The sequence below is a fragment of the Haloferax sp. AS1 genome (assembly GCF_014530665.1).
GTDB classification, from domain to species: Archaea; Halobacteriota; Halobacteria; order Halobacteriales; family Haloferacaceae; genus Haloferax; species Haloferax volcanii.
On the sequence record NZ_SPSA01000003.1, the window covers coordinates 180,878 to 196,812 of the forward strand.

The 15,935-nt window shown below is 64.6% G+C and carries 11 protein-coding genes; 5 read left to right on the forward strand and 6 right to left on the reverse strand.

The genetic code is table 11. The annotated features are described in order from the left end of the window. Positions 1 to 136 precede the first annotated feature (136 nt). Together E4P24_RS17735 and E4P24_RS17740 are read left to right on the forward strand one after the other, a co-directional pair. The gene (locus E4P24_RS17735; RefSeq protein ID WP_004041224.1) at positions 137 to 1,312 is read left to right on the forward strand and encodes a BMP family ABC transporter substrate-binding protein; all 1,176 of its coding nucleotides are present in this window, start codon (positions 137 to 139) and stop codon (positions 1,310 to 1,312) included. 333 nt (positions 1,313 to 1,645) lie between these two features. Further along, complete coding sequence (locus E4P24_RS17740) at positions 1,646 to 2,440, forward strand: IclR family transcriptional regulator (protein WP_008605613.1); 795 nt, start codon at positions 1,646 to 1,648, stop codon at positions 2,438 to 2,440. 387 nt (positions 2,441 to 2,827) lie between these two features. Here E4P24_RS17740 and E4P24_RS17745 read toward each other — a convergent pair whose 3' ends face one another. The 3 genes from E4P24_RS17745 to E4P24_RS17755 all read right to left on the reverse strand — a co-directional run bounded on the left by E4P24_RS17745 (position 2,828) and on the right by E4P24_RS17755 (position 7,010). After that, the gene (locus E4P24_RS17745) at positions 2,828 to 3,595 is read right to left on the reverse strand and encodes an IclR family transcriptional regulator (protein ID WP_008605612.1); all 768 of its coding nucleotides are present in this window, start codon (positions 3,593 to 3,595) and stop codon (positions 2,828 to 2,830) included. A gap of 109 nt (positions 3,596 to 3,704) precedes the next feature. Continuing rightward, the gene (locus E4P24_RS17750) at positions 3,705 to 4,811 is read right to left on the reverse strand and encodes a Gfo/Idh/MocA family protein (protein ID WP_008605611.1); all 1,107 of its coding nucleotides are present in this window, start codon (positions 4,809 to 4,811) and stop codon (positions 3,705 to 3,707) included. Between the two features lie 84 nt (positions 4,812 to 4,895). Further along, entirely contained in the window at positions 4,896 to 7,010 is a 2,115-nt protein-coding gene (locus tag E4P24_RS17755) for a pectate lyase (RefSeq protein ID WP_188149052.1), read from the reverse strand. A 377-nt stretch (positions 7,011 to 7,387) separates the two neighbouring features. Here E4P24_RS17755 and E4P24_RS17760 point away from each other — a divergent pair, with 377 nt between their 5' ends. Together E4P24_RS17760 and E4P24_RS17765 are read left to right on the forward strand one after the other, a co-directional pair. Next, positions 7,388 to 8,536 carry a Gfo/Idh/MocA family protein gene (locus E4P24_RS17760; protein WP_188148969.1) on the forward strand — a complete coding sequence of 383 codons (1,149 nt, stop codon included), beginning with the start codon at positions 7,388 to 7,390 and terminating at the stop codon, positions 8,534 to 8,536. Positions 8,537 to 8,559: 23 nt separating this feature from the next. After that, entirely contained in the window at positions 8,560 to 9,936 is a 1,377-nt protein-coding gene (locus E4P24_RS17765) for a DUF362 domain-containing protein (RefSeq protein WP_188148970.1), read from the forward strand. Positions 9,937 to 9,982: 46 nt separating this feature from the next. On the opposite strand, the gene E4P24_RS17770 is transcribed toward E4P24_RS17765, so the two are convergent. The 3 genes from E4P24_RS17770 to E4P24_RS17780 all read right to left on the reverse strand — a co-directional run bounded on the left by E4P24_RS17770 (position 9,983) and on the right by E4P24_RS17780 (position 13,503). Continuing rightward, positions 9,983 to 11,533, reverse strand: a complete 1,551-nt coding sequence (locus E4P24_RS17770) for a glycoside hydrolase family 28 protein (RefSeq protein WP_115861390.1) — start codon at positions 11,531 to 11,533, stop codon at positions 9,983 to 9,985. Between the two features lie 96 nt (positions 11,534 to 11,629). Continuing rightward, positions 11,630 to 12,694, reverse strand: coding sequence for a S9 family peptidase (locus E4P24_RS17775; protein ID WP_115861392.1), 1,065 nt, complete (start codon positions 12,692 to 12,694; stop codon positions 11,630 to 11,632). A 566-nt stretch (positions 12,695 to 13,260) separates the two neighbouring features. Continuing rightward, positions 13,261 to 13,503, reverse strand: a complete 243-nt coding sequence (locus tag E4P24_RS17780; protein ID WP_223174116.1) for a hypothetical protein — start codon at positions 13,501 to 13,503, stop codon at positions 13,261 to 13,263. Between the two features lie 161 nt (positions 13,504 to 13,664). Here E4P24_RS17780 and E4P24_RS17785 point away from each other — a divergent pair, with 161 nt between their 5' ends. Next, entirely contained in the window at positions 13,665 to 15,755 is a 2,091-nt protein-coding gene (locus E4P24_RS17785; RefSeq protein ID WP_115803636.1) for an ABC transporter substrate-binding protein, read from the forward strand. Positions 15,756 to 15,935: the final 180 nt, after the last annotated feature.

Consider the following 15,935-nt stretch of genomic DNA (forward strand, 5'->3'; position numbering starts at 1 on the left):
TATTCGTCCACAGAAACATCGTATTCAGCGACATGCGATTGCAAAACGTGGCGGAACCGACCCGTATGACAGATATATCTAGAAGATTATGAAAATATTTAAGTATAAATTACAATGACAAGTAAGCGGTTACGCGATGTTAGACGAGGAATCTTCGATTCAGCGGAGAGACGTACTGAGTGCGCTCGGTGCCGCCGGCGTCACCACGCTCGCGGGTTGTACCGGTGGAGACACCGGAGACACCGACGACACGGAGGCGAGCGAAACGACGGCCAGCGAGGGAACGACCAGTGGAACGACGACCGGCGACGTCGAGACCACCGACGGCGGGGGGCCAAGCGAGGGAGAGACGGTCAACGCCGCGTGGGTGTACATCTCCGAAATCGGTGATCTCGGGTGGTCGTGGGCGCACGACCAAGCCCGGCAGGCCGTCGACGAGCAGTACGACTGGTTGGAGACGGAGTACACGGAGGCCGTCGCGCCCTCGGACTCCGAGCGGGTCTTCGAGCAGTACGCCCAAGGGGACGTGGACGTGATATTCGGAACCACGTTCGGCTACCAGGACCCGATGTACGCGGTGGCGGAGGACTACCCGGACACCGTGTTCGAACACGCGACGGGCTACCGGACGCGGGAGAACATGGGTCGCTACATGGGTCGCATCTACGAGCCGCGGTATCTGGCCGGACAGGCCACCGGAATGGTCACCGAGAACAACACCATCGGGTACGTGGCCGCGTTCCCGATTCCGGAGGTCGTTCGGTCCATCAACGCGATGGCGCTGGGCGCGCGCTCCGTCAACCCCGAGGCGACGTTCAAGGTTCGCTGGGTCAACGCCTGGTTCGACCCGCCGACGGCCAGAGAGGCCGCGAACGCGCTCATCGACGAGGGCTGTGACGTCATCGCCCAAGAGCAGGACTCGCCGGCGGCGGTCAGGGCCGCCAGCGACGCCGGCGTCTGGACCTCAGGGTACAACGCTCCGATGGGGCAGTTCGGCGGTGAGAACTACCTCATCTCTCCGATTTGGGACTGGACCGAGTTCTACGGTCCGACCCTCGAATCGCTCCACGAGGGGTCGTGGGAAGCCGATGCGTTCTGGGGCGGGATGGAGACGGGCGTTCCGATGCTCGACGAGTGGGGACCGAACGTCTCACAGGAGGTCAAAGACCAGGTCGCCGCGACGGAAGAGCAAATCCTGAACGACGAACTCGACGTGTGGGCGGGCAGCGCGTTCGAGGGGGAAAGCGACGAGTTCCTCTTCCAAGAGATGAGCAGTTTCGTCGAGGGCGTCGAAGGCGAAGTGCCGAGCTAATCCGCGTCTGCCGGGGATGCGCGGCGGAGCACGACGACGGTCGACCGGCCGACCGACGGACGAGTATGCCAACCCACAGCGCACTTTTTGCGGCCGCGAACTACCGCAGACGACGAGGGCCACCGGACCCCCGCCGGTGGCGGCGACCCGGAGTCACTGCGTTCGGCTATGGTAAACGAATTTCGCGGATTCCGAGAACGGACAGACCCGCCCTTAGACCGGAATATGAGAATAAGGCCAAATATAGTGTATTTACCGTACGTACATATTCATGTAGCATCGTATAGTTAACATAGGCGAACGTTAATACGGGAGGAGTGACACAACCACACTATGAAACAGACGGGGCAAAAAGGGGGGCCACGGACGCTGAAGACGGTCACGACGGCGTCACGGGTTCTCGACGCCGTCAAAGACTGCGATGGAATCGGTGTTTCGGAGCTCTCCGACTATTTGGACATCTCGAAGAGCACGGCGTACATCCATCTCAGGACGCTGGAGGAAAACGGCTTGCTCGTCCAGCGCGGGGACCGCTACCGGTTCGCGTTCAAATTCACCGTCCTCGGAGAGTACGCGCGGAATCAGAGCCCGCTGTACCGATACGGTAAGCCGGAGGTCGAAAAACTCGCGGCGGAGACCGACCAGTACACGCACATCGTCACCGAGGAGAACGGCTACGGGGTCAACCTCTACCAGGTGAAAGGGGACACGAGCGTCGATGGAGAGTACCAGACCGAGAAGGTACAGAGCCAAGACCACCTCCACTACACCGCCTCCGGAAAGGCGATTTTGGCCGCCCTTCCCGACGAGCGAGTCGAGGAAATCATCGAACAACGCGGACTCCCTGCGCAGACGAAAGCCACTATCACCGACCGCGAGGCGCTGTTCGACGAACTCGAACAGATTCGCGAGCGCGGCTACGCGTACAACGACGAAGAGGAGATCAGAGGGTTTCGCGCCATCGGCGCGCCAATCGAAGACCCGAGCGGGCAGGTGCTCGGTTCGGTGAGCGTGTCGGGCCCGACCAGTCTCCTGCAAGGCGAGCAGTTCCAAGAGCACGTCCCGAAACTCGTCACGCAGTCCGCGAACGTCATCGAGGTCAACATCAACATGAACGCGCAGTCGTAGTCGATGGGACGGGACGTTTGTAATGCTCGAACGCGCTTCCAAACGGGAGTCGTGTGAGGATATTGTTAAATACCCGCGATATTCACCTTGCACTGTCTTGGAGAACACCTAATACCACCGACAGAAGCACGCTCTGTTGGATTTGATTCAGCACACCCACACAAATGTGTTATTACCGTACAATACACCGTGCGCGATGACACGGATGCGAGAGCGGCAGATAATTTTACACATCTACGACCGTAATCCGCTGCGACGAAGTGCTGAAATTGTGTCATTAGATAGTCACGATTCGAGAGCATATAAAGTTCGGCAGAAACGAACGTAACCGTCGGGCGAGCCAGGAGAGCGGGCGAAGACCGCGGGTTCGGCTCGCTCGAACCCGAGTCACGCGAGCGCGAGTTCCAGTTCGAACTCGCTGACGATGTCCTTGACCGTATGTGCGAGTTCGGCCTTCCGGTCCTCGCCGGTCACCGAGTGGGCCGGGCCCGTGACGCTGAAACCGCCGATAACGTCGCCCGAACGGCGCGTCGCGGCGACGCCGATGGCGTAGAGTTCGTTGAAGTTCTCGGCGCGGTTGACGGCGTAGCCCTGTTCGCGGACGCGCTCCAGTTCCTCGAACAGCGTCTCGCGGTCAGTCGTGGTGTTTTCCGTCTCCTGTGGGAGGCCCCATCGGTCGAGTATCTGTTCGATGCGCGGCTCCGGGAGTTCCGCGAGAATCGCCTTCCCGACGGCGGTGTTGTGCAGGAACAACCGATTGCCGAGTTGCTCGTGGGACCACCCCATCTTGCTCCCCGAGGCGGTGTGCAGGAAGACGGCCTTCCCACCCATCTCGACGGTGAAAATCGACCGAAGGCGGGTCTCTTCGAACAGTCGTTCGGTGAACTGCCGCGCGAGGACGAACGCCGGTTCCCGCGTCCGGACTTGGTTCCCTAACCGAAGCAGTTCCGGGCCGATGAAGTAGAAATCGCCCTCCTTGATGACGAACTGTTCCTGCTTGAGCGTCGCGAGGTGACCGTGAATCGTGCTCTTGGGCTTGTCCATCCGCTCGGCGATTTCGGAGACTCGCGCGCCGTCTATCGCTTCGAGTTGCTTCAGAATCGCTATCGAGGTGGCGGTCGTCCGGAGCGTCTTTGGTGAGTTATCCGTTGGCATACCTCAATATTTTCGGCTATGTATTTAAAATTCGGGATGGTCGAACGACTAAGCGGACGCGGTCTCAGCGAGACGGTGTTGGGCGGCGTCCGGGCGGCGTCGACCGACGTCACCCCTCGACTTCGACCCACCCGCCGCGCTCGCCGGACTCGTACGCCGCGTCGAGGACGCGCAGCAGTTGCACGGCGTCGTCGACCGTCGCGGGCACGTCGCCGGTCTCGTAGCCCGCGAAGTAGTCCTCGAAGTAGTCCTGCACGAAGTCGCCCCACGCCGGGAAGCGGTCGTACGTGAACTCGAACTCGACGGTCCGCTTCGGCGCGGCGGTCCAGTCGGGGTGCTCCGAGGTGATATCGAGCGGGACCGTGGGTTCGTGCTGGAGCGAGTCGTGGTGCAGCGGCGTCAGCGCCTGTCCCTCGGTGCCGTAGAGCCCGAGGTGCGTGTCCTTGCCGCGGTCGCTCAGGTAGTAGCCGGTGTGGTACGTGCCGAGCGTCCCGCTTTCGGTCTCGAACTGGAGGACGGCACCGGCTTCCACGTCCGCCTCGACCGCGTCGTGGAACCGGGCGTTCACCCGCGCGATGGGGTCGTCGAGAATCCACGGCATCACGTCGACCCAGTGCGGGCCTATCCATTGGAGCGCGCCGCCGCGGCTCGTCTCGCGGTCGTAGAGGTAGTGGTCGGTGTCGCGGTAGGAGAGTTGGCTGGCGTTGAAGCGGCCGTCGAGCGTCCACACGTCACCGAAGAAGCCCTCCGAAACCCGGTCGCGGAGCGTCATCGCGACGGGGTTGCGCCGGTAGTACATCGTCGGTGAGACGGTCACGCCGAGCTCGTTGGCGCGGTCAGCGATATCTTCGAGGTCGGCGGCGGTCCGAGCGATGGGTTTCTCGCTGATGACGTGAACGCCGTTCTCGACGGCGCTCTCGATGATTGCCGGCGTCTCGTCGCTCCGGTAGGTTATCCACGCCACGTCGACGTCGGCGTCGGAGACGAGTTCGTGAGGGTCCTCGTACACCGCCGCGCCGCCGACGAGGTCCGCCATGTCCTGTCCCTCGGTCGTGATTTCGTCGGGCCGGTCGTCCATCGCCGCGATGTTCCCCACGTCGACCCGTCGTCCGGGTTCGCAGACCGCGGTAATCGTCGCGTCCAACTCGCTCGCGACGGCGAAGTAGGGGTCCCGGTGGTGGTGGTCGATACCGATGTATCCGATGTTCGCACCCATACACGTAGTTCACCGAAAATGATGTAAAAAGATGCGGGTACAAGCAATATAGCCGGTCGCGGGCGGCGCGTCGGCTCCGCGCAGTCAGCCGTCGGGCGATTCGACCCGCCGAGACCACGACCGAAGCCACTGTCGGGTCCCGCCGTTCGGGACGTTCAGTTCGTGGCTGTTGACCGGGAGGTCCGGGTAGCCGCCGACCTGCTTTTGGCTGTCGACGAGATAGCTCGCGCCGAGTTCGACGTGTTCGAGGATGCGCTCGTCGGTCGCCGTCCGGTCGGCCGGGCGCGCGCCGACGTTTTCGAGGTTGTGTTCGAACGTCCGGTCCGACGGCATCGCCGCGAGTCCGTCGGGCCACAGCGGTCGCTCGTCGACGACGGTCACGTTCTCGTCGACCATCGGCACGTCGTCGTCGGTGACGTTGTCTTCGAGGTACGCGGTGGCCGTGTCCACATCGTCCTCGGCGAACACGTTCGCCTTGTCGGAGTTGGGGTTGCGGTAGGCGTTGCCGACGATGCTCGCCTCGGTGTCGGGGTCCAGCCACGTTCCGTCCTCGAAGTCGTACATCACGTTGTTGACGACGACGCTCTCGGTTCCCTCCTTGAGTCGGGGGTGGCGGTCGGTGTTGAACGCCCAGACGTTCCCCAGCATGGCGACGTTCGTCGCGTCGTTGCCGATGAGCGACCCGTAACCGTGTTCGCCTTTCGGGTGGACCGAGTCGTCGAGCGCCTCGGCGACGAGGCAGTTCGAGACGGTCGTGTCCGCGGTCTCGTAGCCGACCGAGAGACACTCGTCGACGCTCCACGAGGCGGAGACGTGGTCGATGACGTTGTTCTCCGTCTCGTCGGCCGTGTTGACCGTGTCGAGCGCCCAGTCCTCGGTCGGCTCCTCGATTCCCGCGTCACCGAGTCGGACCCGGACGTGCTGGAGGACGCAGTCGCTCGCCGCGACGTTCACGCGGCCCCTGACCAACGTGACGCCCGGCGAGGGCGCGGTCTGCCCGGCGATGTAGCACTTGTCGTACGGAATCGGCAGGTCGCGCACGCCGAGGTCGACCGTGCCGCTGGTCTCGAAGACGACCAGTCGCTCGCCGTCGACGGTGACCGCCTTTTCGAGTTGACGGCGCGTCGGTTCGGTTATCACGATGACCGGCGTGTCGTCGTCGAGCCACGGTGCCGCGTCCGCGAACCCGTCGCTCGGTCCGAACTGCGACGCGCTGTCCGGACCGGCATGGTCCGAGCCGGCGCTGTCTGGGGCCTTGCTGTTCGACGGGTTCGGCGTGCTGAACGTGGAGACTGCGCCTCTCGCGGTGTCTCCGTCGGCCGTGTCGGCCACCGCGCGCACCTCGTAGTAGCGGCGGTCCGTCAGGTCGTCAGCCTCGACGCTGAACGCGCCCGGCGAGGAGCGTTCCGTCGATGCCGTGGTGTTCCACGACTCGGTCGGGACCTCCCGGTACTCGAAGTAACACGCCGCGGAATCGGCACCGCCGAGGTCGCTCAGTTCGCCGGTGAGGGTCGCGGCGTCGGAGGCGATGGCGGTCACGTCGCCGGTCGAGACGAGCGGGACGCCCGCCGTACTCTCCACGCTTCCCGCGACATCGACGTCGCCGATGTCTCGGTTCCGGTCGGGGTCGGCCCCCGAGAGGTTCCGGAACGTCGCCGTCGCGAGCGTCCCGGAGAGGTGGCTGGTGACGGCCAGACCGACGTAGACGCTGTCGCCCAGCGAGATGTCGTCGCCGCCGAGCGTGGTAATCGAGGTCCACGTCTCGCCGTCCGTGGAGTGGTACGTCTCTATCGTGTCGCCGCTTCGCGCGAGGCGGAGCCAGTCGGCCGGTGTGCCGCCGACGCTGTTCGTCTCGGCCCCGTCTTCGGGTCGGTACTGCATCGACGCCTCGCCGTTGGGGCGGCGGCGGACCATGACGTTCTTCGCGTCGGGGTCGAGCGACTCGCGAACCATCGGGCCCGCCTTCGTCCAGCTTTCGACGTTGTCGATGCCGGTGTTCTGGACGGCGACGTCGAAGTCGCCGCTCAGTTCCGTGTAGTGGTAGTGGAACGCGTCGGCCGTGCCCCAGATGTCGTCGCCGCCGCCCTGCATCGAAATCACGGTCGCGGCCGCAGCGCCGCCACCGAAGAGGCCAGCAGTCGTCGCGCCGATACTGCCTGCTCCGAGCACGCGGAGGAACGTTCTCCTGTCAGGTGTCATGAGCGAATTACTCACCAGATAACATATTCAACGATTGTTATAATTTATGGTAGCCCCGAACTGGGGCGACGGCAGTAGATAAAGTTCGAGAGTGGCGAACGAATGAAACGGTGTCTGTGACGAAATGACGAGGTGAAACCCAATATATTACAAGCATATGTTTGTAACACGTCGGAGGATGCATATAAAGTTCGGCATACCCGAATCGGAGTCGCCCGAGTCACGCACGTCGTCGGCTCCGCGCTCACATTCGGCGTCGAATCGGCTGTTCACGGGTGCGGGCGACGGTCAGACGCGCGAATCGTTCACGGCGGAACCCGAAACCATGCAAAAGGTTATTACACTCCGACCAGCAGATTGGTGCAACGAGTTAGCCCATGCAAGAGCTAGGTATCATCATGAACGGCGTGACCGGCCGGATGGGAACGAATCAGCATCTCATCCGCTCTATCGTCGCGCTGCGCGAGGAGGGCGGCGTGGAACTCCCCAGCGGGGAACGAGTCATGCCGAACCCGCTTCTCGTCGGCCGCAACGAGCGCAAACTCCGCGAACTGAGCGAGGAACACGGCATCGACCGCTGGACCGTCGACCCCGACCTCGAAACGTGTCTCGACGGCGACGACGAGGTGTACTTCGACTCGCAGATAACCCCCCGCCGCCCTGACAGCGTCATGAAGGCTATCGACGCCGGAAAGCACGTCTACTGCGAGAAACCGCTGGCGAGCGACCTCAGCGCCGCGCTCGACGTGGCCGGGATGGCCGAAGACAGCGACGTGAAACACGGCATCGTCCAGGACAAACTCTGGCTCCCCGGACTGTTGAAGCTCCAGCGGCTCATCGAACAGGACTTCTTCGGCGACATCCTCTCGGTGCGCGTCGAGTTCGGCTACTGGGTGTTCACCGGCCACGGGCAGGAGGCACAGCGCCCCTCGTGGAACTACCGCGCCGAGGACGGCGGCGGCATCGTCGACGACATGTTCTCCCACTGGAGCTACGTGCTGGAGAACCTGTTCGGTGAGGTGGAGTCCGTCCGCTGTCTCCAGAAGACCCACATCGACGAGCGAATCGACGAGGACGGCGAACCGTACGAGGCGACCGCCGACGACGCCGCCTACGCCATCATGGAGTTGGAAGACGACATCGTCGCCCAACTCAACTCCTCGTGGACCGTCCGCGTCAACCGCGACGACCTCCTCGAAATCCAGGTCGACGGGACCGAGGGAAGCGCGGTCGCCGGCCTGCGCGACTGCAAGACGCAGGGCCACGCGAACACGCCGAAACCGGAGTGGAACCCCGACACGCCGAAGGAACACGACTTCTACGAGGACTGGACGGGCGTCCCAAACAACCGGGTGTTCGAGAACGCGTTCAAGCTCCAGTGGGAGAAGTTCGTCCGCCACGTCGTCGCCGACGAGCCGTTCCCGTGGGACTTCACCGCCGGGGCGCGCGGTGTCCAACTCACCGAGGCGAGCTATCGGTCCTCCGAGGAGGGTCGCCGGGTCGTCCTCGACGACCTCAGCGCGTAGGAACGCCCCCGACGAACAGTTTTATGTCGAACTCGGCCGTCGGGTGCGGCATGCACACAGATGACAACGAGAACCCCGCAGACTGGCTCTCAGTCCCGGAAGACGTTATCCTCGAAGCGTGCGGCAACCCCCCGCTCCCCGAGTTAGGTATCGTCGAACAGGTCTGGGAGACGGACCCGATTCCGACAGACGACGTGCCGGAGGCGGCCGCACGGGCCGTCGACACGCTGTCGTTCGCGGACGTTCCCGAGGGCGGCGAGGTCGCGCTCGGCGTCGGGAGCCGCGGTATCGCGAACCTGCCGGACATCGTCGCGGGCGTCGTCGACGCCGTCTCCGAGGCGGGGTACGAGCCGTTCGTCTTCCCCGCGATGGGGAGCCACGGCGGCGCGACCGGCGAGGGACAGCGGGAGATGCTGAACGAACTCGGCGTCACCGAAGCGCGAATCGGCTGCGAGATTCGGTCCAGCATGGAGGTCGTGGAGGTCGGGCGCACGCCGGACCGCGACGTACCCGTCGTCGCCGACGCCAACGCCGCGGCCGCGGACGCCATCGTCCCCGTCAACCGCGTCAAACCCCACACCGACTTCGACGGCGAGGTCGAAAGCGGGCTGTCGAAGATGCTCGTCATCGGCATGGGCAAACAGCGCGGCGCGCAAATCGCCCACAAGTGGGCGGTCGACTGGTCGTTCCGACGGATGATTCCCGAGATAACCGAGCAGCTCTTGGACTCGCTTCCCATCGTCGGCGGCGTCGCTATCGTGGAAGACCAGCACGACGACACCACACTCATCGAGGGCGTCCCCCCGTCGGGCTTCCTCGACCGCGAGCGCGAACTGCTCGAAACCGCCTACGAACTGATGCCGAAACTCCCGTTCGATGAGCTCGACTTGGCCGTGTTCGACCGGCAGGGCAAGGAGATTAGCGGGCAGGGGATGGACACGAACGTCATCGGCCGCCGACCGTTCTCCATCAACGAACCGGCCCCGGAAAAACCGAACATCAAGCGCATCTACACCCGCGGGTTGACCGAGAAGACCCACGGCAACGCGATGGGCGTCGGGTCGGCGGACGTGATTCACGAGGACATCGCCGCCGAGTTGGACGCGGGGACGACGCTCATCAACGCGCTCACCGCGAGCACCATCCGCGGCGTGAAGCTCCCGCCCGTGGTCGAGACCGACCGCGCGGGCGTCGTCGCCGCGCTCTCGACTATCGGCGTCGTCGACCCCGACACGGTCCGAGTCGTCCGCGCGGCCGACACCATGCACCTCCACCGGCTGTACGCCTCGCCGGCGCTGGTCGAGGAGGCCCGCGACCGCGACGGCCTGCGCGTGGTCGAAGAACCCTCGCCGATTGCGTTCGAGAACGGCCAGTTCGCCGCGCCGTCGCTCCGGGACTGAAGCGCACAGGAGCGTTTTTCGCAAAAACGAGTGCGTCGGGCGTCGCCTACCGCTCGACCGTTTCCGGCTGGACCGAGACGACGGCCTCGGCCATGTCGCCGTAGTTGCCGGCGAGGAGCACCGAGGACTCCCCGTCATTCGCGCCAGCCGCGCCGTCGCGGACGTGCGCGAACGGTTCGCCGTCGTCGGGGGCGACACAGCCGCCGATTCGGAGGTGCTCGACGCCGTCAGCCACGACGGCCGGCCCCTCGTCGGCCTCGGTCTCGAAGCCCTCGAGGACGACGGTCGAACTCGCTTCCGCGGTCAGCGGGGTCCCGCTCCCGTCGGGGACCGTTACGCGAACGTCTCGGAACGAGACGCTGCCGAGCGACTTACAGAAGACGCCGTGGCGCTGGTCGTAGCCCTTCGCCATCGCCGGCGAGAGGTCCGACGCGTCGAACGGGCGGGTCGCGTCGATGTCCACGTCGGTAAAGGAGATGCCCTCGAACCGCTGTTCGGGGAGGCCGGCGAGGAACGCCGCCGACTCGACCTCCTCGGCGGTGATGTGGTGGAAGTCGACGTTGCGGACGTTCGGCGTCGCCTCGGTGACTGGCTCGGGGTCGCTGTCGATGTCCGTCTGGTAGTAGCCGTTGATGACGAACGGGCAGGCGACGCGGCGCATGACGATGGTGTCGAACCGGAGGTCCTCGACCGTCCCGCCGCGGCCGCGCTTGGACTTGATGCGGATGCCGCGGTCGGTGTCGGTGAAGGTGCAGTTCGTGACGGTGACGTGCCGCACGTCGCCGGCCGTCTCGCTCCCGATGACGACGCCGCCGTGGCCGTGTTCGACCGTGCAGTTCGTCACGACGACGTTCTCCGTCGGGCGACCGACTTCGCGGCCCTCCTCGTCCTTGCCGGACTTCAGGCAGATGGCGTCGTCGCCGGCGTCGATGTGGGTGTCGCTGACCCTGACGAATCGCGAGGAATCGATGTCGATGCCGTCGCCGTTCGGGGCGTCCGGGGGGTTCCGAATCGAGACGTCGTGAATCGTCACGTCGTCGGAGTAGACCACGTGCGTGTTCCAAAACGGGGAGTTCCGGAGCGTCACGCCGGAGACGGTCACGTTCTCGCAGCCGTCTATCTGGAGCAGCGGCGGGCGCACCGTGAACGTGCTCACCGCGTCCTGTTTGTTGCCCCTCCGAATCTCCTCGAGGCGCTCGGTGAGTTCGGAGGGGTACTGCTCGGGCGGTACCGACACGAACTCCCACCAGTAGGAGCCGCCGCCGTCGATGACGCCCTCGCCGGTGATGGTGACGTTCGCGGCGTCGGCCACGTAGAGACACGGGTGGAAGCCGTCCTGGTTCCACCCCTCCCAGCGGCTCTCGACCGTCGGGAACGCGGTGAAGTCCTGGACGAACCGGAGTTCCGCGCCGTTGGCCAGCCTGAACGTCGTGTCGTCGCCGACGCGGAGCGGGGCGCTTCGGTACGTCCCCGGCGGGAGATACACCTCGCCGCCCGTTCCGGCGCAGTCGTCGAGCGCCGTCTGAATCGCCGCCGTGTCGAACGAATCGTCGTCGTCGATACCGTAGTCGCGCACGTTCCGCTGTTCGAGAGTCACGCCTGAAGCATCCGCGAGCGCGTTGATAAACGTTGTGCCGAGGTACCACGGCGCAGTACGGCCGGTCGCCCGATGGGAGGAAGACGGCAGGTCGCCTCAGAGCCGGTCGCGCAGGAAGGGCCACGCGCCGGCCTCGAAAAAGCGGTGGCCGCCGTCGCCGACGTAGAGACTGCACTCGCCGTCGGCGTCCGCGGCGCAGTACCGCTCGCGGATGCGGTCGAACGCGCGTCTCGTTCCGGCAATCGGGAAAATCTGGTCGGCGTCGCCAGCGACGACGCGGAGCGGCCGCGGAGCGACGAGGCCGGCGATGTCCCACACCTCGCCGAGGCGTCGGAGGCCCGGGACGTAGTTGCACAGGCAGTGGTCGATGGGGACGATGGAGTCCTCGAACGGGCAGACCGACGCGCAGGCGACGACGGCCCCGAGTCGCTCATCGAGCGCGCCCGCGAGGAGTGCGACCGTCCCGCCGCCGGAGTGACCGCAGACGGCCAGTCGGTCCGCGTCGAGGTCGGGGGCGTCCGCGACGAAATCGACCAGCCGGCACACGTCCCAGACGCGCTCGCCGACGAGCGACCGGCCGACGAGTTGGGCGCGCTGCTGCCAGTACGTACACGCGCTGACGGCGTTGGACGCGTTCGATTCGTCGGCCGCGTCGGGGGCTAGCTCACCGAAGGCGCGCATGTCGGGGGCGACGACGGCGAAGCCACGGCGAACCGCCTGCCGCGCGATGTCCCGTCGGTCGTCGGTGATGTGACGGCGGGCCGCCTCGCCATCTGCGACACCGGCGGCGAGGTCCTTGCCGTGTTCGGTGTGGCCGTGAAGCGCGACGACGACGGGATACGGCGGGTCCACCGAGTCGGGGACGAGCAGATAGAACGGGACGCGGAACCCCCGTTCCGTGCGGACGCTCCACGTCTGTCGCTCGTAACTCCGGTGTTGAACCGACCCTCCCGAGCGCTCCCGTCGCCTCGGGTCGATGCCCTCGACGGCGCGGTCACGCATCGCCGGGAATCCGAGTACATCGCGCAGTTCGCCGCGGAACGACGCCTGCCACGCCGCGAACGCCCGGCCGGGGGTGCCCGCGGACGCGACCGAACTGTCGCTCCCGTCGCTCGCTCGGAGGACGCCGTCGAACCAGTCGTCGTAGTCGAAGCCGGTCATTCGGTGTCGTTTCGACGAACGCGACGACCTCACAAGTGCGTGTCGACGCCGTAAACGGGGTAAATCGTTCCCCGTGGGCGAACAGAACAGAGAGAAGCGATAGCTCGCATCTGAGGCCGTCTACGACCCGTTTTCGGACATATCTGGCGGGTAACGAAACGAGCAGAACGCGGGGAAACGAGCATTACGGTTGTAGCGGCGTCACGGCAATCGACAGACGCCCACCGACCGCAGTCCTGCCGATATGAGTCCTGAGAGCGGGGATTCTCGAACACGGGGCGCTGACAGAGCGTCGGTTCGGGGGGACGCCCGCTCGGCCGACGGGTCTGAGTTCCCCGTACGCGAACAAAAACGGCCGTCTCAGAGGTGTACTCGACGCCGAAATCAATAGACAGCGGAATGATAGCGTCAAAAATATCAGCGTGGTATGGAGAACAGGACATTGTAGTATGAAGAACGGTGGCGACGCGAGTCGAGAGCGAGGGCGAGAAAGAAACCGAGACCGGCCGGGACGGACCGAAACGGAACGGGCCAGACCGGACGAGACCGGGCCGAGAGTCAGTCGGTCAGTCGAGCGCGTCGCTCAGGTAGCCGCACCGCCAGAAGACGACGCCGACGGTCGCGAGAAGCACGCCGGCGAGGGCGAAGTCCATCATGAGGACGACGTACGAGGCGGTCCCGCGCTCGATGCCCGTCATCGCGAGGAGTCCGAGCACGACGATGAGGAGCGTGAACGAGAGCACGGTCGTCCACAGCATCTTCTTCCGGCAGATCCAACATTTGAAGTACGACCGTTCTGAGGTTCCCATTACCGTCGATTTCGGGAAACGCCATAATAGTCCTTTGGGGACACCGTCCCGCGGTTCGGCCTCCAGAGTCGCAAGCGCGTCCGCGCAGTCAAACTTAATGTCATTAAATAATCAGCATTATCGATGGGTATATATAGAATAGTCGTAATGAGTACTGTGTGATGGATTCGCAAAGCAGCGCTGAGTCCGACAACTGGATAAGCGACGGTGAATGGGAAGACGTGTCGCCACAGACGCGACGTCGTCTGCTTCGAAACGCGTTCGGTGCCACCGCCGGCGCCGCCGCGCTGGCAGGATGTAGTCAGGGCGGGGACGAGGACACGCCGACACCCCTCGAAAACGAGGGCGGCGGTGGAAGCACGACGACCGACGGCGAGTCGGACGGTCAGTCGTCGGGACAGACGCTCGACCACATCATCTCGCTCGCGCCGACGAACGCCCGGTTCAACCCTTACGGGAACGCCGCGAACTTCTCGTTTCGGTGGTACTGGGCGATGTTCGACCAGTTGGCCGTCCACGACAAGGTGTCGAACCAGACGAAGGGGATGGTCGTCGAGGACTGGGAGTACGCCGACAACGGACAAGTCGCGTGGAACATCCGCGACACCTACACGTGGCACAACGGCGACGACCTGACGGCGGAGGACGTGACGACGCAGCTCAAAATCGGTCAGCTGATGCAGACCGTCCACAAGGGCTACGGCGCACAGCCCCTGTACGAGAACGTAGAGCAGACCGGGACGTACGAACTCACCTTCGACCTCGTCGAGCCCAGTATCAGCCGGGAGATATTCGAGTTCGGTCACATGAAGCGCCGGGCGTGGCTCTGGGCGCACCGGGACATCTGGGGGCAGTACGCCGAGATGTTCGACGACGCCACCACCGAATCGGAGCGAACCTCCGCCCAACAGGAGATGATGCAGGCGATTCAGCAGGACGTCTGGGACAACGCGAACGTGCCGGGGAACTCCGTCTGGGAGTTCGTCAGCGGGGAGGAGAACGTCGCGCACTTCGAACCCTACGACGACTACGTCAGCCCATTCAGCGACGCCGAGTGGGCGAACGGCGAAATCACGGGCGACATGATAGACTACAACCTCGACTGGCACCGTTACCCGAACCAGCAACAGCGGACGAGGGCGATGCAGGAGGGCGTCATCGACGTGAGCTACCCACCCGAATCGCAGTCCGCCCGGGACCAACTCAGAGAGGGCGGATGGGGTCCCGCCGACGACCTCTCGGAAGACCAAATCACGCCGCAGATGCGAAGCGGGTCGATGGGAGTCCTGCTCAACTGCCAAAGCGATATCACCGGCGACCCGCGCGTTCGGAAGGCGATTCACCACATCGTCCCCCGGAGACCGCTCGTCGAGTGGGTCCCGGACTACGGCACCTACTGGGTCGAAGACCGCATCCCGACCGGAATCGGCCAAGACAAGGAGGTGCCCTGGTTCGGCGGGAACTCGGAGTGGCCGAGCGGCGCTCTCACGCAACTCGACCGATACGCCCACACGGAAGACGACGTGGACGAACAGCGGGCGACCGAACTCCTCGAAGCCGCCGGCTTCTCCCGGTCGGGAGGTCGCTGGCAGGACCCGAACGGGGAGAACGTCACCCTCCGGTTCTACACGGCGACGTCCGACGAGGAGCCGATGGCCCTGCGGTTCGCCCAAATCGCGAAGACCTATCTAGACGACTTCGGTCTCCAGACCGAAGTGACCGCACAGGAGGCGACCATCCGCGCCGGAAATACGCTCGAATCCGGCGACTGGGAGATGCTGTTCGACAGTTGGGGCGGAGCGAAGTCCGGCCCGCCGTTCCTCGGCTTCTCGAACTCGTTTAGGGTTCAGGAGTCGCTGTCCGGACAGCCGCTTCCGACCAACGACAACTGGGCGATGGACCGCACCGTGGAGGTTCCGTACCCCATCGGGAACCCCGACGGCGACCTCCGAGAAGTCGACGTCATCAACGAACTCAACGAACTCCGAACGCAGATGTCGGACGAAGAGCGCAGACAGAAAGTCGCCGAGGTCTCGTGGATATTCAACCAGACGCTGCCGATGATGCTCATAAACGAGGAGGGCGGTACCGGCGGCTACTGGCTGAATCACGACAACTGGGGGACGATGCCGCCGGACAACAACCGGAATCCGGCGTATCGCTACGAAATCGTCGAGGTCGGTCAGTACTCCTACTGCCAGTACATGGCCAAGATGGGAACCGAGTACTTCCACCCGGCCGGAGGCCAGTAATCTCACCGAGCGCCGCCATCTGAACCGGAACCCGTCGTCTCACCGAGACAGCCACACGTCTCAGCCATGCGGTGAACTCCCCGTACGGAGGCGGAACTAATCGCCCCGGACGCGACGACGGCGAGGCCGGTTCGGTCGAGTGCGGTCGAAAGTGGCCCGATTCATAATGATTAAGTACAC

Coding starts and splice junctions, on each gene's coding strand:
- E4P24_RS17735 (WP_004041224.1), top strand. CDS start 137: ATGTTAGACGAGGAATCTTCGATTCAGCGGAGAGACGTACTGAGTGCG.
- E4P24_RS17740 (WP_008605613.1), top strand. CDS start 1,646: ATGAAACAGACGGGGCAAAAAGGGGGGCCACGGACGCTGAAGACGGTC.
- E4P24_RS17745 (WP_008605612.1), bottom strand. CDS start 3,595: ATGCCAACGGATAACTCACCAAAGACGCTCCGGACGACCGCCACCTCG.
- E4P24_RS17750 (WP_008605611.1), bottom strand. CDS start 4,811: ATGGGTGCGAACATCGGATACATCGGTATCGACCACCACCACCGGGAC.
- E4P24_RS17755 (WP_188149052.1), bottom strand. CDS start 7,010: ATGACACCTGACAGGAGAACGTTCCTCCGCGTGCTCGGAGCAGGCAGT.
- E4P24_RS17760 (WP_188148969.1), top strand. CDS start 7,388: ATGCAAGAGCTAGGTATCATCATGAACGGCGTGACCGGCCGGATGGGA.
- E4P24_RS17765 (WP_188148970.1), top strand. CDS start 8,560: ATGTCGAACTCGGCCGTCGGGTGCGGCATGCACACAGATGACAACGAG.
- E4P24_RS17775 (WP_115861392.1), bottom strand. CDS start 12,694: ATGACCGGCTTCGACTACGACGACTGGTTCGACGGCGTCCTCCGAGCG.
- E4P24_RS17780 (WP_223174116.1), bottom strand. CDS start 13,503: ATGGGAACCTCAGAACGGTCGTACTTCAAATGTTGGATCTGCCGGAAG.
- E4P24_RS17785 (WP_115803636.1), top strand. CDS start 13,665: ATGGATTCGCAAAGCAGCGCTGAGTCCGACAACTGGATAAGCGACGGT.